We start from the raw sequence: 23592 nt of genomic DNA on the forward strand, positions 1-23592 counted from the left end.
GGCAAACTCCATTATCTCCCTTGGGGTTTAATTGCTCTGGGCGTTTTTTAATAGTGGATTCTACGCAATTGCTCTAGTGGTAGTGGTGGTTTATCTTTATAAGGATTTTCTCTCATGAATCTATTCCCATCCATTACACCACCAATATAAGTAATTATCCCTAAAAGAACTTTATCTTTTCCCTCAACCGTTTGCTCGTTAATGGCATCTTGTAGCGCCAATTCGATACTCTGCAAAGCCTCGTCCAACCAAGCCGTAGGTGGAAAAGTTCTATGTTGGTCAGCTTCGTAATTTGAAACACGTTCCATTTATTTAGCGTTGGTCGCTACCCTATTTAATTATTGGTGGGACTTCTGCGGTAGCAGAATGGAGCTTTAGCTCCTTAAACAGCCTCTTAACCGGAGTGAGAAGAAAGTCAATGGCCAAACGTAGTGAGCCGTAGGGTAGCCTTTACTTTCTTCGAGCGGAGGTTATTTAATCTCTCCACCACCAAATATGAGGATCAAAAATATCTATCTTAACGCGGGTAGGGTCTTCTAGTTTTTCCCAATCTTCTTTAGCCCAAACGTGGTCAGGAAACCTATCAGCGCCGTCAACCACTACAGTAAATGCACCTTGGTCTAACATTACATAGTCAATCAAGGCTGGTGTTTCCCGCCAGTAAATCTTTGTTCCCTTAACTAACTTGTTCCAATCAAACTCCATCAATTTTGGTAACGTAGTCAGAATCCGACGCGAAGCATAATCAGGTTCTCTGCAAAACTCTTCAAATACCTGTTCCCCATTACGGAAATAGTGAATCGTTCCGCCCTTACGCCATTCTTCTCCTGATAATTCGCTCTCTTTAAGATAGGTATATGGCTCATAGGAGAATGACCAAAGGATTCTATGGCCGTTAAATGGGATACCATCAACTTCATAATGGGCGTCCCAATGACCTTGTTTTTCTACCCACTCCAATTCTTTCTCCTTACCATTGATATTGACTGTATTCATATTCGCTACTCTCCGCCGTCAGTGCGGCGATTAATTATGTTTAAAACTAAAAGGTATATGGCTTGGGTTCCTTAGATTCTTTCCGTTGTTTAGTAGCTTATCAGCGATAGTGGTCATCCCTTTTACAAACTGGTCCTCAATTAGAATCATTTTCTCTCTACTGATTTTCACCTTTCTCTTCTCTCCGGTATCTCTATTAAAACCTTTCAAAAAGTAAACATTGCCGCCTTGATTGCCATTAGGTTTTGAATAGACCCAGTATTTCATGTATTTTGTTTGGTAATAACAATGATCTGTTCTCATCTCATTTTGTATTCAAAGATGCTGCCAGCTCTGCCGCTTTCACGAACAGGCCAGCAGCGGTTTTAATTTGTTTCAATCTGTCTCTCTGGCTTCTTAAGTTCCTCTTGCACACGGCGCTTTTCTTCCAATTCGATAATCAAAGTGATCTTGGCTTTCAATACATCAATCCTTTTCTTAAATTCTTGTTGCTCGACTTTTTTCCGTTCTTCTTCAATTTTCTTTCTACGCTGTTTCTCTTCATATTCCTGAAGCTCAACAGGGGACATCTTCTTTTTATCAACTAGCATTGCCTCAAAAAGACCACTCATTAATTCACCGGCAAAGTCCTTGCTCTTTAGAGCTTCGAGTCCTTCCAAAACCATACTAAAATCCTGTGGGGTGAGTTGAAAGAACTCATTTAACTTCTCGTTATCCATCTTTGTTTCCTTTTTGCCCCTCCATTAATGACTTGATAAATTGGTTCCAAGATAATTTTGATCGTCGGCGTTTTTCTTTAAGGTCTTCCCAGACAGGATCATCCATCCTAATATGCCTGATTTTGTATTCCTTATTCTTCATAAGTGTGGACACGAATTGTGGTCACTGTTCCCCCTCATTCCTTTCCTCTCTCCCGACCCAAGAATGGTGCTGGCGGTGGATGTCCTGTGGACAAGTCTGAGAAGCCCTAAGATTCTTGAATATAAACGCCGATTTTTAATAACAAGTCGCTCGGACTATCTAAGCGATACGTCCCCTTTCTTATACGTCTTAGTCTCTATCTCAACATTTTCGGTACCAAAAAATGTTGTTTAGTGGACTGATGGGGTGCCTGGCAATATCGGGTCAATTCCCAGTCAAGGATAGTCCTGTCGAGTTGTTATTAAGTTTTTAAGGCGCTTGGGTACGGTGTCGAGTTGGATTTATCGGGGGAGAGTCATAGACTCTATGCTGCTGGCGGTAGGATTTGCGCCTACGGGATTACGCTTCCCCACTCGGTGTTTAGCCACACCAGCAACATACAATTTATGATTCGATCCGCCGATATTCTTTCGGGTCTTATTTTTGGTCCCTGTTAATTCAGGTTGCACCCTCGGCTTATTCTCAATAGCTTCCAACGGCGAGGCACATTCTTTAGATTCGCTGGTGTAGGGAGGCTTTGCTTTATCCGCTACGTTTCATTGTATACAATCCGCGTAACTGCAAAACCTCTTGGTACCAAACGCCCACATCAACGAATCTATTTTTAATCTCACCGTGGAAAGTTAGAGAGCAAAAAACTAGGGGGTAGGGTTAGACCTACAGAGCAATGGTCTCGATACTTACACTCGGCTTAGTATTCTACCTCTTGCAAGTAAGGTATAAGCCTCGTCCGCATACTGGTGCACCAGCTCTTGCTTAACGGTGTTGCGGCTCACTGTCCGCCACCCCTAGTTTCTTGCTTGGAGTGAATCCCAGCCAAAGCTGGAAGTCCACATAAGTTGTGGGAGCGACCCACTCCAAACAAAAAACCCTTGGCTTAGAATTGGCTGACCTGCTACGGATACAGACCAACCCTAAACAAAGGGTTCTTAATGTAGCAGGATTTCGTGTGTGGTTTGAAAAGGACTAACGCTTTCCTACATCATGACAGATATATGAAATCCGTCAATGGCAGTTATCCACAAGGATTAATCCCAGTTTAATTCTCTCGGTCTGACCAGGGTTTCATCATCATACCCAGAAAATTCCCGCATTAAGAATTCTGAAAATTCAGTTCCCGAAGTAAGTAGTATAGCTCCTGCTTTGTCGAGTTCCGGTTGCTCGTTCGGATCACCTACCCTTCCCAAGATTTGGTTTACATCTTTGGTATTAAAGAGAATCCCTCCGTCTGGCAAGGTGACATACCGAAGGCGTTCCCCATTAAACTTAGTAACCTGTATTTGCATAGTGTCCTCCTTGCCACAGTATATCATTTTCACTTTTCCACAAGCTGCTTAATTATCTTTACAGGATCGGCTTCCAGTGCCTTGACTATATCAAGGAATTCAATAACATCCAGCCTGCGCTCTCCTAACTCATACTTAGCGACGAACGAATGAGCCGTGTTTAGCTTTGAAGCCAGTTCTCTCTGGGAAAGCCCTTGGGCCTGCCGTGCGTTAATCAGTAAGGAAATAAGAGTTTGATACCGCTCGGTGAAGACGGATTTTGTCATCCATAGAAAATAGAACTCAATTCGTTTGCTCTCAAAATGGAAGCAGGGTATACTCCGATAAAACTAGAAAGGCGGACCCTTTATGTTTAAAGCAATTAGTGCTGCGCTGTTGTTGCTATCGGTTTGGGCGTGCGGTACGGAATTTGACAGAAATTCAAATATTGGGAATTCTAGACCAGCTAATGTCTCAGTGACTAATTCCTCCCCTTCGCAAAATTCCAACTCAAGATCATCCAAAGAAGAAACAATTCTTTCCTGGGATGAATATTATTTAGAACAGGCGAAGAAACAGGCTGAAGCGTATTGGAAGAGGCATCTAATCCAATGCGGGGGTTCCTATTTTATCTCAGAGAAGAGAGGTGTCTATACAAATTATTATCAAATGAAAGGCGATCCCAATTTTAATGTTGAAGGTAGGTATTATCCGTCTAAGAATCTGACACAGGCAGAGAAGTTAAACGGTGTTGATCCGCAGCCGTATGAGTGGCGCGGAAAGGCAATGGTAACGTTTAGTGCCGGAAGATCATGTAATGCCCCTGGCAAGGATCAGGGGATGTGGCGAGACGATTACACTATTCGCGTTAATGTTGACTCGAAGAAAGGTAAATGGGAGATTCGCTATGAGCCATACGTGAGCCTTATACCAATCAAGTGTGCTGATGTTCCGTGCGAAAAATAACTGGCCGACCACAACCCCTTGCTGTGGATATTATCAGAAAAAGCTTTGTATAATTAATTGCTTTCTGCGTCGCCAAACGGTCTATATTCTTTTCGCTTTGATATGGAGTATCGTTGCCGGTAATAGTATTGTTTCCCCCCAATACTCTCGTAGGTAATCTGTGGTAGTACTTCAACCTTTATTTCCTCGTTGTGAATCTTGAGGGAATAATCTCCTCTTAAAGTGATGGAGAATTTCTGCATTTGCTTATCTTCAAGAACTGGTGAACCATCCGTGCTTTGATGAATAACTTCCCCATTGCTGTACACAGTCCAAGATACTTTGATATTCCTTGCTGTAAATCCTCCACTGTTCTTGATAGCTACCTCAAAAGCTATTTCTGATGAGTTACTATGGCCACCTAATCCAAGTATATGCACATAGGGTCTATTAACCTCACTCTGAGATTTTCTGGTAGCACCTGTAAATTGCCGATTAAACTCACGGTTTATTTCATTAATCTTTGGGACTAAATCTCCGTCGAAATTTAGTACGTGAATACCATGATCCTGCAACAAGAGCTGTCCAGCGCCTTGAATATCGGGGTTTCTATCAAGTGTCCCGATAAAAACTGTCTTAATACCTCTCTCAATAACCCTGTTTGCACAGGGAACTTTATGGCTGCTACGAGTGGTGCAAGGTTCTAAAGTGGTAAAGAGTGTTGCTCCTACAAGTTCCTGATCGGCCAGCTTCTTTTCAAATAGCGTAAACTCTGCGTGGTCTCCTGGCCTTATTTCGCCACGATACGCCTCTCCTAAAATGGCTCCATCACGAACGATCACGGCTCCGACTTTCGGGGAGATTTTGCCCGGTTCGCTTATGCAGTTTCGGGCAAGCTCTATGGCCCTGAGCATAAACTCTCTATCCTTGTTGTGACTCTTCATTCGCAACTCAGACTTTTTCACTTCCAGCAACAGCGTTTGCCGTGCTGCACGGTTTATCTGGTCAAGTTTATGCAATGAACTCGCGGAAGGATCGCCGCCGATACGATTCTTGATACTGACGACTATATTTTCACGACTCGACTCCAACCTCTCACCAAAATCGTTTACATCATCTAGCTCTAGTTTTAATTCATGCTGTTCGTATGCCTCAACTAAACATTCAATGCGGGCATCTACTATCTTTTGCCAGCGTTCAAGGATCGTGTTAGCGAGGGCTTGATTTAAGACACCACTCTCTCCGAAACCTCTGCGAACAAAGTCAGCCTGTACTCGATCCATCTCAGGTGTAAACCACGCTTCGATGTCTCTAACCCGTTTTCCAAGGGCTAGGTCACAGTAGCTTTTAGCCTCATCGGTTAGTTTCATAATGGCAAAAATGTTAGCAGAAAATCTCCTGTGATTGGAGAGCTTTCCCCTGTGGAAAACCCTCATTGACAGTTCATGTGCGTTTGCTATGCTGACCTTAGATTGATTGGACCAATCTGAAATCATCCTTTTGTATATACCCCCGTCAGTGGTCCAATCACTGCCGGGGTTTTCGTATGCTAGGGTCGAGGCATACTCCTACCTAATCATTAAATAGAAATCCAAATCTATGACAGAACTAGCGAAGCCTAAACAGACTGAAATAGCTATCCCTCTAAAAGACTTGGTGTACGCCTATATCGAAGCCGGAAACAAGGTCAGCAAATTTGAGGAGAAAGCCAAGCCATTCAAGGACGCAAAGGAAGCGATCAAAACGAAGATTATAGAATTGTTCAAAAGCCGTGGCGAGTTTAGTAGCCGGATCGAGGGCGCAACCGTGTCTCTTTCCGTCCGAAAGACGGCGGTGATAGTGGATGAAGTAAAGGTTGTCGAGCAGTTAAAGGAAGCCGGTCTTACTGACTACATCTCTGAAAGAGTGAATGACTTGTTCGAGCAGCCGAAGAAAAAGATAGCCGCAGGCGAGGAACCATTACTAGAGGGAATGATTATCAAAGAGACTGAGTTCATCTCTGTGCGAAAGAATGAAAAAGACGAACCGCGCAAAGTTGTTACCAGCGATTTTAAAAAAGTAGAAGGGAGTTAGTATGGCGCTCGTCAAAACCAATGGCTCGATCAATGAAATCACTGAACGTTTGAAGAGTGAATCCATACCGCCCTCTGAACTTGGTGACATTCTCATGCAGCTTGCTGGCTGGTACGCCTTCTACTCAAACAAGATGAAAAAGGTACAGCTTCAAAAAGCTGAGCGGTGGCTAGCCATTAAGAAGCAAGGCCAACCAAAAGAATATTCCGATACGCGAACTGATATGGAGTGGGAAACAACTCCGTTAGGTAAACAAGAGATTGCCCTTAAATGGGAATTAAAGCGCATCGAAATTATGCTGACCGGAGTAAGGTCTCGACTCTACTCCGATCAAGTAGAAGCAAAGAATCAATATTAATAAGTACAGTGCCGGGTGGCACTTGTTAGCGCACTGTTAGCAAGCGCCCCCGACTTGAAGGAACACTAATATGGGAAAATTTAATGCAGCAGACACCCTGAAGAAAGCCGAAGCTGATGGCTTATTGGGTAAAAGTGATTATCTGAAAATTCAAGAGGGGGAAAATCGAATTAGATTGTTGTCTGATCCGGTAGCGTATCAAAGCGAGTTTAAAGGCAAGTTCAATACTAAGTTCGTGGCTTGGGTCTTAGATCGCAGGGATGGACAAGTAAAAGCCTATTTTATGCCCGCTACTGTTCTTGAAGGTATTGGAGCATTGCAATCTAATCCAGACTATGCTTTTGAGGAAGTGCCAATGCCGTTTGATATTACAGTCGTGGCAAAAGGCGCTGGGACCAAAGAAGTCAAATACTCTGTACTCGGTGCTCGTACCAATACCCCGCTTACTGAGGTTGAATTAAAAGCCTTAGAAGCAAAGGGAACCATTCAAGATTATTTGAAAGAGGTTGAAGAAGTAAAGCAGTCAGGTGGTACTTCTGAAAAAGCTGTGGAACAAACGCTTGGCGTAGATGAAATAGAGAATGATCCAGAAACCCCTTTCGACTAGGCCGTTGCTCTCGGCCTACTCCCTGCGGCTGCCACCAGTGGCCGATTGCAACGGTTAAGAAGTATCGGCAGATGGGTAAACCGAATTGTTCAATCTGCTTTTGCGCCATATAAAGAAAGCCCTGGCGAAAGCTGGGGCTTTTTTATTCAAGAGGGAGAGGAGGGGCAATAACTGCCTCCGCTTCTGCTTCGGCCTCTGCCTCGGCTATCTCTCCTTCAAAGCCCTCATCGTAGTTAAACTCGACTTTGCTTTGTTTGATAATCTCGTTAAGGATGTCCCTTGAAAATCCGTTACCAACAGCTTCCCTAAATCTTTCAAGTAATACAGGGACGTTTATAATCTCTTCGATACAGTCCATATACTTTTGAACAATAGCCTTGATTGAAAATTGCTTTTCAGCCTGTTCCTTTATCGCATTGCGGAGGTCATCTACGGAGTCTAAGGATTTAACAACAAAAGTAATGGGGAACCGTTCGATTTTATCAATGTCCAAAAAATATTTCTTTACGTCTACAGTCTCGGTTACTTGGAAGAACCTACCGAGCGGTTTCATTACAAAATCAATACCGCCGTCATTGGCGTTAGTTCGGCCTGTTTTATACAGCTTGAGGTTATCCTCTTGAATATTCTCTAGGTCATAGCCCCAAAAGATAGTTTGATTGTGATAGTAGTATTTCAAAATGCTGTAGCTGACTATCTCGAAAATACGGGCATCAACGGTAGGTTTTAGTAGATCAGTAATGAACTTGGCTGCGCCTTCCTCATCCAGCTTTTGGGCTTGCTCACAGAATTCTATGAATTGGTCAAAGGCATCCTTTTTAGCCCCTATATAGGCATCAATTATTTCGATGATAGATTGCGCTAGATTATATTCGTTGCCGTTAGCCTCAACCTTGAGCATATTTTCGTTGAACCAATACCTGTTACTTGTTCGGAGAATAGGTATTGTCTCACTGGTGGGGAAATACTTTTTAAACTCTTCATTGAGACGATGGTTTAATGCGTGATTTTGGAGCTTCTGACCAAAGGGCAATTCTCGTTGTCTTTTCAATAGAGCTGTGAACACTGCGCCTTCATAGTCTGAATACTTGTCGGACTTATCAAATCCATTAGCTAAATAGTCTTCAACTAAAACGTAAATCGCATAAAGATTGGCGAAACTTCCACGCGACTTTGAACCTCTTGTAGCTGACTTGGTTTTGATATTGATATATTTCAGAATCTCACTGACATCAAATATAGCTTCTGCATCGTCGCCAAGATTCTTAGCCAGAATTTCTTTAATTGTTTTGGTAAATGCGTGATCCACTATTACTCCTCGGCAAACAAAGCCCCTTGTGCATGGGCTTTGCGCTCAAATGTCCGCGCCGGTCTTATAAGAGGTTGACCCTTATAATCAGATGCAATCTCTAATCTACGCAATCCAATTTTCACATATTCTTCTTGAGTCTCTATGCCGATTGACCTTCGACTTAACTCCTTAGCGACATAGGAAGTGGTGAATGTTCCAGAAAACGGGTCAAGTATAAGGTCATTTTCGTTGGTACTGGCTTTAATGATTCTTTCGAGTAGGGCTATAGGCTTTTGTGTCGGGTGGTCTTCATACTCGTCCATTCGATAACGGACTCTGGGCATTTCCCAGACGTTGCCTGGAACTTTCTGTGAGTTGTACTCGGTTGGTACTGGCTTTCGATAGTCAATTAGTTTTCGGACTGCTCCGGTCTTCGCCTCAACCAAAATGTCATTGGCGTTGAATGTGTAGTTAGCTTTATCCTTAACACAAAATAAAATCGGCTCGTACAATGAGCCGTAGTATTTCTTAGCTTGCACACCAGAACTGTCATAGTACCAAACAAGGCGTGAGAGAATAGTGAGACGCTTCCGAACGTATATATCAAGGTATGGCATATTCTGTGTCGAAGACATTAGATAGAAACTGCCATTGGGCTTGAGCTTCTTGATACAAAGACTAATCCACTTGTAACACCATTTGACATATGCGTCGTCAGATTCCCATTTGTCTTTAGTGCCATTGAAGTTTTTACCTATGTTGTATGGAGGATCAGCAAAGATCAGGTCAATAGAAGCATTAGGAATCTTGAGTAGTACCTTCAAGGCATCACCCCAAAATATTGTATGTCTGTCGTCACCAAACCGCTTCATAGCGCGGATTCTATCGAAAAAAAGAGACTGTCACAACCGGGCGCGAAAGGTTAGGCAGTCTTTTTAGTCTCTACTGCAATACGCTTGTAAGGCAGCGAGATAATGAGTGAATCACTTGAGCATTCGGAATACTTGTCGTCCCGGCTTGTGGCCGTTCTTCTTGTGGCCGTTTGTTTTGGCTTTCTGGTCAAGGCAGGGGGCAAGGTTGCAGGGTCGTCCCATCGCTCCGTAAAGGCAGCGACCTTTCATTCGGTGGATGCGGACGAGAAGCTGAATTGCCTGTTCGATGCTGAGATTCCCAAACAATCTGTGGTAAGCAGAATGCTTATCAAGGGAAAGCAACAGTAGGTTTTCAGGGCTTCTGTCTCCGCCGTGCTGTTTGGGTGTTAGGTGATGACGGCATCTGCCGGGATAGTCTTTGCACTCGACTAGCACTGGTTTCTTTCTCCGAGACATTCAATAACCTCCTCAGTTTGAGATACTGGATATAGTTCTCCAGTATCCGGTTGTGGTACTCGACTCGCTGAATCGAAGTGACCTTGTTCGTAACCTCGGCTTTACCTACCGGCGCAAACATCAGCGAAAGCAAAATGCAAAGCAGGTAAACTATCTTCCAGTAGGTATGGTTGAGTGGCGGTCCTGTTCTGGTAATGGTGATCTTCATGATTTCTCCGGTAAGGCTTTTCAGCCTGTAAGCAGACACCAGTAGCTGAGGTGTACCAGCGTGTTTTCACTTTTCCCTCCGCAAGCTGATGTTCTTGGTTCGTTTCATACGCTCCCAGCGTTGCCGGTCTTTCTCGTCACGGATGGTGAAGGTAAGAAAGGCGACTTTGGAAAGCGTCGAGATGGCGGTGTAACTGGCTCCGATTTGGATTCTCATAGCGTCGTCTCCTTCTAACCCTGCTCCTATTTGTTGGCTCGTTGCTACCAACCGCATGAGGTCGATATAGAAGCAGGATTAGAGGGAGGGGAGCATTTTTCAGCTCCCGGTAGGCGTTATGAGTGGATTAGAGGTGGGAAATAGGCGGCGAACTATCTTTTGCGAGTCTTCGCTTTCTTCTCTTCTGGCTTCGGGTTAGGAAGCCTGAGTTGAAAGCGGCAGCCCGGAAGCGAATCAACCGTGAGGTTGATTGAACCATCGCTATTGACAAAGCCGATGCCCGCGCGATTCCACAAGGGTTTCTTGCGGCCCTCGACTTTCACAATCTGATACAGATTTAAAACCTGTGCTGCCATATCTGTGTATCTCCTTTTACTTGATTTCCGAAACTTTCGATTTCGGTCTAGGTGTGAAGTAGATGTTCCGTTCGATTTTGAGGCCAAACGGTCCTGTGATGGATTCAAGCTCGGTAATCGAGAAATATCCCCATTCCCGTTCATGTCCGATGACATAACCGAAGCAAATAAACTGGTCTTCCTGTTGCTCACCCTCGGTTGCAAACCACGTCCACTGATTCCAGGGACAAAACCACTTCGCATAAACGATAGGGTCTTTGACTTGCTCTTGAGAGTAGAGCTTGGGAAGAGAGTTTTTTACTTCGTCTGGAAAGAAAGAATACTCTTCACTCATTATTTGGTTGTCCTCCTTTGCAGAAGCGGACTCCTCTGGGTAACCCACTAGACCAATATCTAGCCGGAAGAGGAATCCACTCCTGCCCCCTGTACCACATAACAGGGAGCGGAGTTTTCGTCCTATTCAGTTGTTAAAAGGAATGAGGCTGACTTCGAGAATGCGAGCGGTTACAACGGGAACAATAAGGGCGAGCTACTATGGACTCTTCATGCCGCCTCTGAGCTTCACGCTTGGCTTTCCTGCGAGCTTTTGACAATGCTTCTCTATTCGATTTCATCGTCTCTGAGCGGTCGTATAGTTACTTCTGAGTCTCGTGCTAGCTTCTGATCAGCAAGGAATTTCAGAAGAGCGTTAAGCAGAACAGAGGCGAGGGCGACAATAAGCGGTGTGTATTGGCCGAAATTAACGTTCGGTAGTTCTTGCAAAAGATAAGTGGCAATAGCACCTCCGGCGGCGATTGCTGCGCCTTTGAGGATTTTTTTTGCATCTTGTTTATTGAGGGTAAATCGGGGACTCATATAAATTTCATTAATTCTTAATTCAATTATACTCTCATTCCCTTAAATCAGGGGTTGAGTTGTCCACAGGGACTACTCGGAATCAATAACCAAACCGGGTTCAATAACGCCAATCTGCTTGCTTGGGCTTGGCGCAGGAACATCAATAATTGGTTCGCCGCTTTGGGCAATTTTGTTGGCAAAGTTGGCTTCATTAATCCCTATGTTTACTTTCTTGTCTCCGATGCCTAACTCAATGCGGATTGTGCCATTAGGCTCACGAATTACACGTGCCATATTATCCTTCCAGTCTTCGGGTAAGTCCCGAAAACTTAATGTGCCGGTGAGTGGGTAGTCCGGCTTTAATATTTTCCACTCTTTTCCAATACTGTCTTGAATGTATTTATTACCTTGAGAATCTATGTGGTACAAAGTAACTGCGTGATAGGCTGTGATTTTAGCCGGTGCTCCAATCGGGCCGTTTGACTCCCAATTAGAACCGATGCCTACGGCGATCTGCAATGGGCTGTAATTAAGCGCGTCAATCATCGCGCCCAGTCCATATACCCAACTGAAATTGCCGCCCTTATATCGCTTCTTTTCTGTCGTATCAGGGAGGTTAAAAATATCTGCCCAAGCGTTCGGCGTACTTAGGTTAAGCATTGCATCCGTAAAGGGTACGTCCTTTTCTAGAGTAATCCCTTTCTGCCTAAAGAACTCACTGACCGTATCCATGTAATTACCCTGCTGGGTTGTGCCTGAGATGACGCCTAGTTCCCGGTCTGACAGGTTAATATCTATGCCTTCTTTCCTGCCTTTGGCCTCAGCGCAGTTAGTCCGGCTGAAAGCGACGCAAAAAGGGATTCGGTATTGACGTTCTCTTGGTGGGAGAAATGGTTTCCAGTTGAAACTTTCCCCTGACCCAATTCCACCCGCAAAGATTCGGTTATAAACTGCCTGCCCTGGTAAGGGATCACGGACTAACAGCCCGTATGGTTGTATGTCTTCGTTCATATGATTGTTGATTAATTGTTTGAGGGGCTTCTTAGCCAAATAGATATTTGATGATGAAAGGCAGGAGGACGTTTATGACAATCAAGCCACCAATCATAAGATTCTGCGTTGTCCGTACACGGTCGAGTCTTCTGTCTGTCTGAGCAAGATCAACCTTGCTTGCCTTATTTTTCTCAAGCTCATCTACATCACGCTCAACGTCGGTGAGTCGCTCGGTTGTGCCGTCCTTTAAATCTCGGATGTCAACGCGCATCCCTTTGACTTCGGTGCGAAGCTCGATGAGTAAATCGTGGTCTTCTTGTGTCATTAATTCTTGGTTAATTATTGGCTTGTTTATGAGGAGTTAATTGACAGATTTTGTGGAACGTGTACGCTGTGCGGTATGATAGCTGTTTTATTTGCAATAATCTTTATAGGCTACCTCATCTTTAGTCCTTCTTCCGACTAGATTCAATAATCTTCTGTAGCAGGATATTGGCCTTTTTAAAGTCACCCTTAGCCAGCGAATTCGCCAAGCTGGTTTTTATTATTGCTGATGTGGTTCTCCATCCGGTTGACTGAACAGCCTGCTTTAAGAACTTCAAAGTAGCCGCACCGACAATTACATTGCCTACGGTTCCTTTGATCACGCCACCGGCAATAGCTCCGCCCTCTATGGCTAGTTGATCGCTAATAGGGTTTTGGGATTTGGTTCTTTGAATCGTGTCACCTACTACTTGCCTTACATTGCTCCAAAAAGTGAATTCCTTATTAAGCTTTGCTATATCAGGAAAATCTTCTGCAAGTTGCTGACGAATAGAATTGGCAGCGAGCTTTTGGACAGCGAGCCTGTCAGTTTCTTTGCCGGTAAGACCAAATATCTTACTTTTTTGCGATATAGACCTGTCTAAAATTTGACGAACTTTTCGTGCTGTTTCAACGGAAACCACAGCCTCTCGCGCTTCCTTGGCGCTCCCCCCGACTATATCGAAAAGGTCTTTTTCTAGTCCCTGAAGTGCTCGGTAGCGTCCAACGTCCATTACAACATCGTTGACAATCAATTCTTCCTTTGCTTGTCTAATTGAGTTAAATACGGGAGTCCATGTAGTCTGGGCGTTCTTTGGAAGTTTGGCATAACCTTCTTCCAGGGCTTCCCCTGCTTTTTCCACGTTTCTCTGTGCTTTGTTATATAAAGTGTTTCTAGTCAGGCCAGTAACTTTGCGGTCTATCAATTCAGGGACAACCTTATCTGAAAGCATCTTGTTTTCTTTTGTAGTAGCTCCAATGCCTTTGGAATAAGACTTCTCGGCTGATGTGCGAAGACCACTAGCGGCTGGCTTAGATAATGCTCCGGCAGCGGCTCCGAATAAAGCACCTGCCCCAGCGCCAATAGTAGTGTCCTTAACGACACTTCCTACTGTCTTGTCCTCTTTCTGTAGTCCGACGCCTCCCCCGCTTAATGCTCCTATTGCCGTTCCTTTTCCTGCGGCTCGCGTTATGATTTGTCTTGCCCCTTGCTTTACTGCTTGTGACCCTACCTTTGCTCCTGGGATAAAGAATGTGGCTCCCTCTGCGCCAACGCCAGCGGCATCAAGTCCTGGCTTTTGAATAACCTTTGTGTTTCCGAAAAAGGGAACGTTGACCCCTTTCCGAATAGGGGCATAGCCTTCTTCAAGATTGCGCTTATAACCTTCTGTATCTCCGCGCCGTTTAGCTGCGTTAGCTTCAAGGGCATTCTTAAAACCTACCCCAGCCGCATAAAGGGATGCACCAGTGCGTACAAAGGGGTTGACGATTCCCTTAGCCAGTGATTTAAGGAATCCATCTTTTTTCGGTTCTTCCTGCGTCGGTTGTGAGATAGTGACCTGCTGTTTTTGCTGTAACTGCTGCTTGAACTGCTGAACGCGCGAAGATCCGCCAGTAGAAGAACTTGGGGCAGTCTGGATACCTTTCTGCTTTTTAAATTGTTCGACTCGATTAGACATATGATTTATCTAAGAATGATTTGACTTCTCTAGCTGTGTAATAAGAACCGTTTCCTTTAGGCATTGTTATATCAACGTGGGAACCGTCACCGCCGTTTGAGTATACCTTTCCAGAGTTACCACCAAGAGCTATTACCTGTCCTGCGTTTACTCTCTGGCCTTTCTTAACTTTTAATGCGTCGAAGTGTGATAGCCAAATTTCCTTTCCGTCATCAGTCCTAATCTTCACTTGGTTGCCGAAGCCGCCGTTAGCACCTGCGTAAATAACTGTTCCTGATACCGGGGCTTTCACCGGATCGCCTTTCTTCACATCTACGTCCAGACCCCACTTCCAGTACTTACTTCCATCTAATCCGGTGATAGCACCTAGGGTCTTCAGGTAAGGTGTGCTACCACCCTTAGTAAAATTTCCCGGCGAGTTTCCTATTAGCTCTTGTATCTCCGCTTCGGTCGCGTCCGGGTATTGTTGAACGAAGCTTGCTACTTCGAGGTATGGATATTTATTTACAAGCGGATTCGTAAAGCGCCGTGGGTCATTGCCGTTTAATGGAGTCAGTGATACCGGCTCATCTTCAAAGGTAGTACCAAAATCACGAAGGCCCATTTCTCTAGGGATACCAAACTGATCGAGCTGGTTTCCGTAGAAATCTACTGCTCTCTGGTAGCTCATTTCTTTTCGGGAATAGAGGTCCTTAGCGGCATCTGCAAAGTAGCGCCTGCCTTCTTCGGTCAATCGAGTACCTTTGATGAATTTATCTGGAATATTGAACCATCGTTGCAATGTTCCCTGTGCTTGCTCGGCGTTAGCAAATTCGGTTTCACGAACAACGGAATTCGGATCAAGCATCTTCATAAAGCCGAAAAGCAAAGCCAAGTCGCCTTGAGCGTTATTCTGGTTTGCTCCGGTCTGTACCCGCTCGTAGCCGTCTCTGGTAATAATAAAGTCCTTAATGTCTGGGTCTTGTCTGACATTACCCTGGACTCGTTGTAGCTCGGTGCGCTGTTCTTTGGTAAGTCCGCCGTATGTTGGGTCGGTTTCTTCGGGCTTTAAGAATTCTCCCTGACCGAATCCGGGGGCAATTTGAGCAATCCCTTTAGTCCTGTTAAATAGAATTGGGGTTCCATCAGGAGCGATAGTCAAATCCATATCATCGGGTATGTCCATTTCCACATTCTTTGTTACAAGCTCTCCTGTGATAGGGTCAATGCCGTAGAACAGCCCTTTCCCATCTGCAAGCTTTTCAAATTTATAATCAATCTGTTCAGACTTCTTTTTCATTGCGTTATAAACAAGGTCGAACATATCGTTGTCTTCATAGCCAGCTTGTTTGGCGAGGGCTGCTCTTTGAGCCGGATTGAGTTGCTTCAAATCCACGCCGCTACTAGCAAGGGTTTTTAAGTCACCCCTGGCTTGTTCTTGTGCCTGTGTAAACGCATCCATATCCCGTTCGTACTGTCCTTGGGCTTCTGCCTTCCTTTCTTTGATGGCCTCAGATGCGCGGTCTTCGATGTTCAAAAGTACGGCATTAACCTTTGCCTGTTTTTCTTCTTCGAGGTACTTGACCTGCTGTTGGTTAAATTGAGTGGTCTTTTCCTGCTGGGCTTGACCAAAATCAGAACCCATAAGCCCGGAGCGTGAGACAATGGACCTTGTTTGACCTGATCGGTCTTGTCCCGCTACCTGCTCCTGACTGATAAGGTTGGCGTAGTTGGCATTTATCGCATCAATCGTGCCTTGCATCCGCTTTCGGGTTTCTTCGCGGATGGCATTCTCATCTACCGTCTGCAATTTTGGTTTAGCCACAGTAGGAGCCACAGGTAAAGATGGTGCTGGGCTTGGCGCGGGCGCAGTATACCTTCTTACCGGAGAAGTTGGAGTTGTGGGAGTAGATACAGGAGGTGGAGCTACTGACGGGGTATCTTGGCCAACAAAGAATTGCTGGCCGTTGTTTGTTCCTATAATGTCTTTTGGCATATGGTTTATCTAATGCTCTCAATTACACACCACTCAACAACACAGTCATTCGCTGCGTTGTTGGTTTGGGTTAAGGTGATTTCTAAAGTCTGATTCGCCGTAGAATCAATCGCTCCTGCGGCGTTAGCAAAGAAATGTGACTTGTCCATCGAAACTGCGGCGTCAGTCGCAGACTCAGCGGTACTGGCAGCGGTATCAAGTAGCAATGCTTCAGCGGTCATTTTTTGAGCGTTGGTCGCGCCATCAGCTAAAATGTATCCTTCCAAGAAGCCACTCAGTCCCGCTAAGTTATTAAGCGAAGCCACACTATTCAAAGTCAGTTGCGTTACCCCGCCGTATTTGACCTTGAATACCCACGAAGCAGCATTTTGTAGGATGTTCGCATCACGGATAAAAATTTTGAACTTGATGCCGTTATTAGTGCCGAGCAATCCGCCTGGGATGGTTGCTGAGAATAGGGTCTGCTCGCTTCCCGCTCCTGCCCCACCATTCCCATCGGTGAAAGTAAGTTCAGTAGTCGAGAGAGAGACTTTTTTGCTGGTCCCAATGAAACCTGAAGCAATGAAGTTATCTGAACCAGAGCGCACGATTTTGTCGGCTGCCGCGCTTGCTGATACATCATTGGCGGTTACATATTTATTTAAGCCAGAAGGCGTGCCAGATGTTCCCGCCAAAGCATCCTGCTGGTCTTCGGTAAGCTGCTGGTCAAAACGAGGGTAAAAATAAAGTGAGGTGGTTGATTTGGCGAACCCTACAGTTACTTCCTTCGTTCCGGCACTCGAAGAGATTTCGCCAGCCGTGTTGGAAGCGTAGTAAGGCGCACCTGCGGTCAATCCTGACTGGTTTTCATCTAAGCCGAAGAGCAAGACACCACCAGAGATTGCCCCGCCGTCTACACCGGCTCCTTGGGCAATACCTAAGATTACGTTTTCAACGGTGGCTGCGGTGTCCGCATCGCATTTCTTCCACTCATTGTCAGTATCATCAAAATAAACTAGGTTTCCGGCTGCTACTGTCTCACCTGCGGTCCCTGCAACAATCAATTTATCGTGCGATACTGCGCCGCCATTGACTACGGTTAATACCCACGCCCTATGAGCAATATCATAGTCATTAGTTGGATTGCCGACATTAGAGGCATAGCGAAGTAGAGTTGGAAGCTCATAGCCACTGACAACCGCAAGCATATTGCGAATGTAGGCCAAGATTGGATAGTCCGTAATTTTTACGCTCGCGCCTCTGCGGTGAGCCTTTTTGTTGGCCAACACCTCTGTTTCAGGATCATCAGCATCACAGCCTCTTTTAGAGATTGTTACGGTAGTACCTGAAATTGTGCCGACTACAAATTCTTCATCTGCGGTTCCTTCATCAATAATGAACCCGTAGAGCCCAGATAAGGCGTTGCCGTCTCGGTCTGTTCCTGAAACGACAGAAAATGATGTTGCGGCGGCAGTCATTGCCGAGGCAAGCGAAGTCTCAAACAGTGCGGAGATTTTGGGGATTAATACCATTGGAGTAGAGTTAATTATTTATGCTCGATAACGAGTCGGGAGCTTATTTACATAGGTGAGAATGTCATTGAAGGTGTAAGAGGATACTGAACAGTAACCGATAGAAGTACACTCAAATTTGATTTTGACTTCGCGGAACTTGCCTTGAATAAGCCTGATTTCTTTGATGTAGTTATAGACAGAAGTAGAGGTTTGACCACCGAGCGTAGATTGGCCGATTACGTCAGAGCCGATTACTGTACGAGGGGCAGAGTCTACATTGTCATCATTGCCTTCTTGAGTGCCGAGTAAGACATACGCACTGCGGTCAAAAGAAGCGTATATCTTCAAGACCTGATCCTTGGAAATTTCACCTTGAACCCAAAACTTTTTGACACGCTTTAAATTTTCGAGGTCGAGCTTGGATAAATTACCTTCCCAATAATTCGGGATCGTGGCGGTGTTGTCATCAAAGCCACTAAAAAGTTCAACTACATTTTCAGATATGGATTCACCGGCTACAAGAGCGCCGTTATAAACAGCCAAACAATACACAAAATAATCGTGTTTTTCCCAGAGCTTCAGCCGCTTATTATACATAAACAGCGTATTGTTATTGGTGACATCTTTATGGCGACAGGCGAAAACTACAAACTCTCCCCACTCATAGGTTACTGCCTGATCAAAGCGGTAATCCTGCAAATTAAGCTCGTCAGAAACAGGCAGGGGAATAACTTGAGTAGAAATATTGTTAATGGTCAACAGTCTGAATTTCGGATCGGTCTGATCGAAGTCGTCAACGTAGTAAATGCCGTCGCCCGTAGCGACTGAGGCAAGCTCGTTAGGGATACCGACATTCTGGCGATAGATCAAGTTTGTGGCGCTCGTGTCAGTGGCGGTGAGGGTAAGTGCGTAGGTGAGCTTCTTATGAAGGCAGTATTCAACATCTCCATAGCTCTCTACGTTCATTATCGGAGATCCGCCGTCATCTTGCCGGAATACAAAGCCCTGTCCTGCGGTTCTTGGGGTGGACTTAGAGAAATCCATCACGCCCTGGTTAGTGGAATCTTCCCACTGGTAGTTTGCAGTTCCCACGCCCGCATTGGAGAGTGTGTAGGCTCCGGTCATGTAGTTGATAGTTCCAGTACCGCCGAGTGATCCAGTGAGGACACCGTTGTAATCGTCCGTATAAACCTCGCCGGTTGCTGTGATTGTTATCTGGACTGCAAAACAGGTGCGCTTAGAGCCGCCAGCTTTAAATGCGAGTGTCCCTGAAAGCGAAGTTGTTGCTTCGCCGCTGACCGAAGTATATTGAGCGTTATCAATGTAAGAGCCATAGGCTCCGGTATAGTCGTTCTGCTCAGTCGAGCCTGATTTGGTGCGTTGCCATAGAAAGCAACGGTTTTGCTTTATCTTAATGTAGCCTTTGAAATTCTTAGTAGAACTGTATTGGTCTGAGTAGTCACCAGGATTAGCAACCATTATCTTGAACGGCCCAGAATTCGGTGCACAAATGAGCATCTGGTTTCCGGCTAGTGATGCGTAGTTAGTAAACGTGGCGTAGTTGCTGGAATCAGCAGCAGCAAAGATATTGGTCCCGACTTCAACCCAGTCGCTGGTAGCGGTGCTGTAATATTCCAGCTTCCGACCTCGTTTCCTAAATAAGACCTGAGTGCCATCAGCTTTATAGGCGACGTGCAAGCCGGTAACTTTCCCTGATCCGCTTTGCTCGGTCCCTAGAACCTTATAACCTTTCCGAAGCTCTATCTTGTCTCCCTTGTAGCGCCAGTTGAGCAGGCTCGAAGCCGCTCCGTCTGGAATGGAGTAGTCTTCAATCGAGGTTATGAGTCCTTTAAGGAAATTTGCGACGGTTTTGATTCGCATTAGATTGGAACTCTATTTTCGCTACTTAATGCCGCATCAAAGGGAGTGGTTGAATTATCCATACCGTTGAGCTTTAGTTTATGGTCCCACTGGATCATCTGGTTCTTGAGTTCGGTGTAATACAATTGCATTTCAGGACTCCACGACCTGCCTTTTTCACCCGCGTCAATGGCAAAGTATTTTCGGGCCATCTCATAAGGGATGAGCGAGTGAAATCTTGTGGGCCATATCGGACTTGTGGCGGTGGTAAGGTCGTCAGTCTCTCTCTGATAGAAGAAATAAATCGTCTGGGCTGATCCCTGCGTTCCGGTGAGGTAAAACACATCATTTGCTAGGTCAATCCAGTAGTAACCTGAGATTTCCCGGTAATCAATCTGTGCTTCAAAGGGAATGGGGTAGACTTTTTGGGTCCCTACACGGATAACCAAAGGCGATAGAAAATCACTTGGTAATGCTCTTGAGGTGGTATAAGTCTGTCCTGCGCTGGTTGAAAGCGAAGAATTCAATTTCTTCGTGATCTCCAATTCAAGCTCGGTTTCAATGGAGTTCTTGGCATCATTTGCCAACTGCAACTCAAAATCTGCACCAAGATCATCGCCAATGAGGTTATGGAATTTTTCGAGGATTTGTGAGCCGGTCATAGATTAAATATTTAAGTATTAACTTACTGCTGTTCTGGCTCCTGCGGCAGTTCTAGCGCCTGCTTGCGTGCGGGTGTTGGTCAAACTCTCCCACGTTGCGGCGGTAATAGTTCCGTTATAGCCGTTGCCGGATGAATCAGCGGCGGTAGAGCCGGTTCCCTCATCTATATTCCATTTACCTACCAGCCCTCGCGTGATAGCGGCTCCACGGACAAGTTGCTTAATCTCATCCTGAGTGAGCACAACATTATGTGCGCGAAAATCCTTGATAAGCCCTGGTACATTGCGGCTGCCAGTATTTCGATTGCCTATCAGGAAATCTGCGCCAACGGTAGAACTGATAGGGTTAGCATAAGGGTCACTGACATTGATAGTGGACATAATATCGGCTTCACCATTCACATAAATCTGAGTGGTGCCATCATTGAAGGTGACTGCGACGTGATACCACCTGTGAGCTTGCAAGCGTGTTGATCCCCAATACTCAACAGTCCCCCCGGCACTGCGTTCAACTTCCAAAGCCAGCCGGTTTCTCATACCGTTGGTCTGATCGCCCATAAAACAGAAGAAGTGCGGGTTTTTACCGCAGATTCGCGGCAGCACGTTTTCATTCGTGTTAAAGAGATAAATCCATCCGGCCCAAGTGAAGGTGTGGGTTGCTTCGGGCCTGAGAAGGGCAGTATCAGCGACAGTCACCACCTTGGTCGTATCGAGGGCGAAATTGAGCGCCTTGTTACTGCCGACCGGAGCAATCCGATTCATCGGAGCAGTTTCATAGGTTCCTCCGGTCAGTGTGCCATTATTGCCATTTCCCGAAGAGTCGGTAACGTCACCTTGGAACAGGTATTTGCCTGTAGGACTTGAGGGAACCTTGCCGGTACTGTAGAGACCAACGACTTCTTCAAGCGTTAGTACCTTGTTGTTATAGAACAATAGCTCGCCCATCTGGAAGGCGGCGAAGTTAGTAGCTCCTGTAGCCCTGCGTCCTATGGTTAGAGTCTGCGTCGGTGCGGTCATGGTGATTGCGGTATCAGTACCCACCAACACTCCATTGATATAGAGCTTGGCGCTGTTCTGTTCATAGGTGGCAACAACATGGATTGGAACATCTAAGAGAGTATTTTCTTTATCCAAACCAACGTCTTGTGATGCACCGTTAAATACCTGGAAGCTCAATCGCTGCCGGGAACCCTGGTTTAAGGTAAACCCGCCTGATGGCCCGGCATCGCCCCAGTCAATGACGCGGGCGCTCGCAACTACGGAAACCGGCTTATACCAAAAGGCGACCGAAAACGAAGTTGTCGAGGGGGTAATTGGCAAGGTCATCAAATCAGATGAGCCGTTGAACCGAAGCCAGTTGAATATACGATTTGTTTGGCGGCGAGGCATTTATTTAGGGATTAACATATTCTCTCCATTCATGACCATTGGGACATAAATACGAGTTAGTTGGTTGGTTGCGCATGCCTTCGGCTGGGTTAGTAGCGACAAGCTCTGCGGCCACATCATTCCCTTCCTGAGCACAATAAGGGCATTTTTTATCCATATGATTAGCGATAGATTACGGTTATCTTGGAAGCGGCTGCGGTGACGATACGGAGTCCAGTAGCAAAGGAACAGTTGAATACATACGTTCCTTCAACAATCGAAGCTTTTAACTCTCCTAAGTTGGTTGTTGTGCCACTTGTGTTGTCAATAACTTTAATTGAACCGGCAGCGGTTTCACCAACCACAATAGCGTGCAAAAAGCCTGCGCCACTCTTTACCTGAGTCGTGGTTGCGGTTGAGATGTAGTTATAACTGAATCGTTGCTCGACCTTGATTACGTCGTTCGTCAGGTCTTCACCGGCTTGAAGCTCACTAGCAAAGGCGACGTTTGACGAAGTGGTGATTTCTTCTGGTGAAGAAAAGCCTATCTGCACCCCTACGGCCACATTAGATGAGCCAGTGCGGATCAGGCGCATCTTAAACAGGTCAACGTGGCGGAAGTGGTAGTACACACCTTTCTTTAGCAAGATGCCTTTGCTTGCGGTCGGGGTCTGGTCGTCGAACAATACCCGTATGTCTCCGTCTTCGACGTATAAATCTACTCCGTTGAGACTATCCGGGAAGACGTGCGTGACTGAACCAGCCGTATCTAACAAACTCTTGAGCAGGGTAGCGGTGCCGGTGACCGCTATGACACTGGAGTTTGCATTTTGCAATGCGTAATAAATCATAGTTTTCTTTATTAATTATGGGTTCATCCCTGCTCCCGGAAAGAGAGCAGAGGGAATCCACAAGGGGATTAATCGGCGTCTGCGGCTGGAACGAGAATGCCATTGAGGGCTGCTTCCTCGACAACATAGTTCTCGTGGAAGTCCATACCTGTACCAGCAACGATGTTTGAGGCAATCGTTGTGTGACGGCCTGAGCAGAAGTTCTGACTCATGACACCAGTGCTGTTGCCGGTTGTGAACGTCACGACGGCAGTAGCGGCCTTGGTGTTCTTAAAGATGTTGTTGCGAATGGTGGCCAGCGTTGCGGTGGCTTCATCCATCAACACGCCTGTTGAAAACTGGCCTTGGATAACGCAGTTTCGGATTACGGGTCGAGCAACGGCGGCTTCGAGAGAAAGCCAAGAAACACAGTCAACAACAGTGTTGTAGGCTACGACATCTTCGACAAGCAGATCATCGCCGCCTGAAGCGACGGTGATGATGTCAGTCTTATTCTTAGAAGTCTGGGAACCAATGTGGTAAGTGTTGCGAATGGTGCAACCGGCTGCGGCTACGTTGATGTCCGCTGTCTGGTCGTCGGTTTCAGGAGCCGCGAAGCGGATATTCTCAATGGTGACACCAGCAGCAGTGACGTTGAATACGTCAATCGTTCCGTTGCCGGTGATGGTCGGGCGCTTTGTACCGGAACCCAAACCGATAATGGAAACACCGGCTACGTTAACTGTGATAGCGGCTGTGCGAGTTTCGGTGTAGTCAGGAGCCACCAGGATAATGTCACCTGCGTTAGCAACACAATTGGCGATTGCATCAGAGATAGTGGCGAAAACGTTCGGCTTGGCGTTTTCATAGACGGCAAAATGCTCATCGTAGAACGCCTGATAGTCACTAGCACTTGGGTTCTTCACCCAATAGATGTGACCAGAACCCATGCCACCGCTGGTGATGATAGTGTCAGCGAAGAGAGGGCCGTTCACTTTCACACCTCGATTAAATACTTTCATAATTGT

The 23592-nt window shown here is 45.8% G+C and carries 28 protein-coding genes; 5 read left to right on the forward strand and 23 right to left on the reverse strand.

The features are described 5' to 3' along the window. Positions 1 to 47 precede the first annotated feature (47 nt). The 5 genes from AB1757_06675 to AB1757_06695 all read right to left on the reverse strand — a co-directional run bounded on the left by AB1757_06675 (position 48) and on the right by AB1757_06695 (position 3469). Positions 48 to 308 carry a hypothetical protein gene (locus AB1757_06675; GenBank protein MEW6126704.1) on the reverse strand — a complete coding sequence of 87 codons (261 nt, stop codon included), beginning with the start codon at positions 306 to 308 and terminating at the stop codon, positions 48 to 50. Positions 309 to 474: 166 nt separating this feature from the next. Continuing rightward, on the reverse strand, positions 475 to 996 hold the full coding sequence (locus AB1757_06680; GenBank protein MEW6126705.1) for a hypothetical protein: 522 nt from the start codon (positions 994 to 996) through the stop codon (positions 475 to 477). 365 nt (positions 997 to 1361) lie between these two features. Next, on the reverse strand, positions 1362 to 1715 hold the full coding sequence (locus AB1757_06685) for a hypothetical protein (protein MEW6126706.1): 354 nt from the start codon (positions 1713 to 1715) through the stop codon (positions 1362 to 1364). Positions 1716 to 2945: 1230 nt separating this feature from the next. Next, on the reverse strand, positions 2946 to 3203 hold the full coding sequence (locus tag AB1757_06690) for a hypothetical protein (GenBank protein MEW6126707.1): 258 nt from the start codon (positions 3201 to 3203) through the stop codon (positions 2946 to 2948). A 29-nt stretch (positions 3204 to 3232) separates the two neighbouring features. Continuing rightward, on the reverse strand, positions 3233 to 3469 hold the full coding sequence (locus AB1757_06695; GenBank protein MEW6126708.1) for a helix-turn-helix transcriptional regulator: 237 nt from the start codon (positions 3467 to 3469) through the stop codon (positions 3233 to 3235). 82 nt (positions 3470 to 3551) lie between these two features. On the opposite strand from AB1757_06695, the gene AB1757_06700 reads away from it, so the two are divergent. Then, positions 3552 to 4148, forward strand: a complete 597-nt coding sequence (locus AB1757_06700; protein ID MEW6126709.1) for a hypothetical protein — start codon at positions 3552 to 3554, stop codon at positions 4146 to 4148. Positions 4149 to 4201: 53 nt separating this feature from the next. On the opposite strand, the gene AB1757_06705 is transcribed toward AB1757_06700, so the two are convergent. Beyond that, positions 4202 to 5623, reverse strand: a complete 1422-nt coding sequence (locus AB1757_06705) for a deaminase (GenBank protein ID MEW6126710.1) — start codon at positions 5621 to 5623, stop codon at positions 4202 to 4204. 103 nt (positions 5624 to 5726) lie between these two features. Between AB1757_06705 and AB1757_06710 the strand changes: the two genes are divergently transcribed. The 3 genes from AB1757_06710 (at position 5727) to AB1757_06720 (ending at position 7165) form a co-directional block, all read left to right on the forward strand. After that, positions 5727 to 6200: a hypothetical protein gene (locus tag AB1757_06710; protein MEW6126711.1), complete on the forward strand. Its 474-nt coding sequence runs from the start codon at positions 5727 to 5729 to the stop codon at positions 6198 to 6200. A 1-nt stretch (position 6201) separates the two neighbouring features. Then, positions 6202 to 6558, forward strand: a complete 357-nt coding sequence (locus tag AB1757_06715) for a hypothetical protein (GenBank protein ID MEW6126712.1) — start codon at positions 6202 to 6204, stop codon at positions 6556 to 6558. Positions 6559 to 6628: 70 nt separating this feature from the next. Further along, the gene (locus tag AB1757_06720; protein MEW6126713.1) at positions 6629 to 7165 is read left to right on the forward strand and encodes a hypothetical protein; all 537 of its coding nucleotides are present in this window, start codon (positions 6629 to 6631) and stop codon (positions 7163 to 7165) included. Between the two features lie 142 nt (positions 7166 to 7307). Here AB1757_06720 and AB1757_06725 read toward each other — a convergent pair whose 3' ends face one another. Then, positions 7308 to 8474 (reverse strand): restriction endonuclease, encoded by a 1167-nt coding sequence (locus AB1757_06725; protein MEW6126714.1) that lies wholly within the window; start codon positions 8472 to 8474, stop codon positions 7308 to 7310. Positions 8475 to 8476: 2 nt separating this feature from the next. Further along, on the reverse strand, positions 8477 to 9328 hold the full coding sequence (gene yhdJ / locus AB1757_06730; protein MEW6126715.1) for an adenine-specific DNA-methyltransferase: 852 nt from the start codon (positions 9326 to 9328) through the stop codon (positions 8477 to 8479). Positions 9329 to 9430: 102 nt separating this feature from the next. On the opposite strand from yhdJ, the gene AB1757_06735 reads away from it, so the two are divergent. Next, positions 9431 to 9676: a hypothetical protein gene (locus AB1757_06735; protein ID MEW6126716.1), complete on the forward strand. Its 246-nt coding sequence runs from the start codon at positions 9431 to 9433 to the stop codon at positions 9674 to 9676. A gap of 4 nt (positions 9677 to 9680) precedes the next feature. On the opposite strand, the gene AB1757_06740 is transcribed toward AB1757_06735, so the two are convergent. From AB1757_06740 to AB1757_06810, 15 genes are all read right to left on the reverse strand, one after another. Further along, positions 9681 to 9992 (reverse strand): hypothetical protein, encoded by a 312-nt coding sequence (locus tag AB1757_06740; GenBank protein ID MEW6126717.1) that lies wholly within the window; start codon positions 9990 to 9992, stop codon positions 9681 to 9683. A 66-nt stretch (positions 9993 to 10058) separates the two neighbouring features. Next, positions 10059 to 10208 carry a hypothetical protein gene (locus AB1757_06745; GenBank protein MEW6126718.1) on the reverse strand — a complete coding sequence of 50 codons (150 nt, stop codon included), beginning with the start codon at positions 10206 to 10208 and terminating at the stop codon, positions 10059 to 10061. Between the two features lie 152 nt (positions 10209 to 10360). Continuing rightward, entirely contained in the window at positions 10361 to 10564 is a 204-nt protein-coding gene (locus tag AB1757_06750) for a hypothetical protein (protein MEW6126719.1), read from the reverse strand. Between the two features lie 16 nt (positions 10565 to 10580). Further along, entirely contained in the window at positions 10581 to 10898 is a 318-nt protein-coding gene (locus AB1757_06755; protein MEW6126720.1) for a DUF2958 domain-containing protein, read from the reverse strand. Positions 10899 to 11164: 266 nt separating this feature from the next. After that, entirely contained in the window at positions 11165 to 11419 is a 255-nt protein-coding gene (locus tag AB1757_06760) for a hypothetical protein (GenBank protein ID MEW6126721.1), read from the reverse strand. Between the two features lie 72 nt (positions 11420 to 11491). Beyond that, the gene (locus AB1757_06765; protein ID MEW6126722.1) at positions 11492 to 12451 is read right to left on the reverse strand and encodes a hypothetical protein; all 960 of its coding nucleotides are present in this window, start codon (positions 12449 to 12451) and stop codon (positions 11492 to 11494) included. Further along, positions 12444 to 12719, reverse strand: coding sequence for a hypothetical protein (locus tag AB1757_06770; protein MEW6126723.1), 276 nt, complete (start codon positions 12717 to 12719; stop codon positions 12444 to 12446). Before AB1757_06770 ends, AB1757_06765 begins: the two co-directional genes overlap by 8 nt. A 121-nt stretch (positions 12720 to 12840) precedes the next feature. Then, positions 12841 to 14376, reverse strand: a complete 1536-nt coding sequence (locus AB1757_06775) for a hypothetical protein (protein ID MEW6126724.1) — start codon at positions 14374 to 14376, stop codon at positions 12841 to 12843. Next, the gene (locus tag AB1757_06780) at positions 14369 to 16351 is read right to left on the reverse strand and encodes a peptidoglycan DD-metalloendopeptidase family protein (protein MEW6126725.1); all 1983 of its coding nucleotides are present in this window, start codon (positions 16349 to 16351) and stop codon (positions 14369 to 14371) included. The genes AB1757_06775 and AB1757_06780 overlap by 8 nt, the downstream gene beginning before the upstream one ends. A gap of 5 nt (positions 16352 to 16356) precedes the next feature. After that, complete coding sequence (locus tag AB1757_06785; protein ID MEW6126726.1) at positions 16357 to 17808, reverse strand: hypothetical protein; 1452 nt, start codon at positions 17806 to 17808, stop codon at positions 16357 to 16359. Positions 17809 to 17880: 72 nt separating this feature from the next. Beyond that, entirely contained in the window at positions 17881 to 19725 is a 1845-nt protein-coding gene (locus AB1757_06790; GenBank protein ID MEW6126727.1) for a hypothetical protein, read from the reverse strand. Beyond that, the gene (locus AB1757_06795; protein ID MEW6126728.1) at positions 19725 to 20366 is read right to left on the reverse strand and encodes a hypothetical protein; all 642 of its coding nucleotides are present in this window, start codon (positions 20364 to 20366) and stop codon (positions 19725 to 19727) included. Before AB1757_06795 ends, AB1757_06790 begins: the two co-directional genes overlap by 1 nt. Positions 20367 to 20384: 18 nt before the next feature. Beyond that, the gene (locus AB1757_06800; GenBank protein ID MEW6126729.1) at positions 20385 to 21695 is read right to left on the reverse strand and encodes a LamG domain-containing protein; all 1311 of its coding nucleotides are present in this window, start codon (positions 21693 to 21695) and stop codon (positions 20385 to 20387) included. Between the two features lie 221 nt (positions 21696 to 21916). Then, a complete protein-coding gene (locus tag AB1757_06805) occupies positions 21917 to 22585 on the reverse strand; it encodes a hypothetical protein (GenBank protein ID MEW6126730.1) in 669 nt (222 codons plus the stop codon). Between the two features lie 68 nt (positions 22586 to 22653). After that, a complete protein-coding gene (locus AB1757_06810) occupies positions 22654 to 23586 on the reverse strand; it encodes a hypothetical protein (GenBank protein MEW6126731.1) in 933 nt (310 codons plus the stop codon). Between the last annotated feature and the right edge of the window lie 6 nt (positions 23587 to 23592).

This window comes from Acidobacteriota bacterium (genome assembly GCA_040754075.1).
In the GTDB taxonomy this organism is placed as follows: domain Bacteria; phylum Acidobacteriota; class Blastocatellia; order UBA7656; family UBA7656; genus JBFMDH01.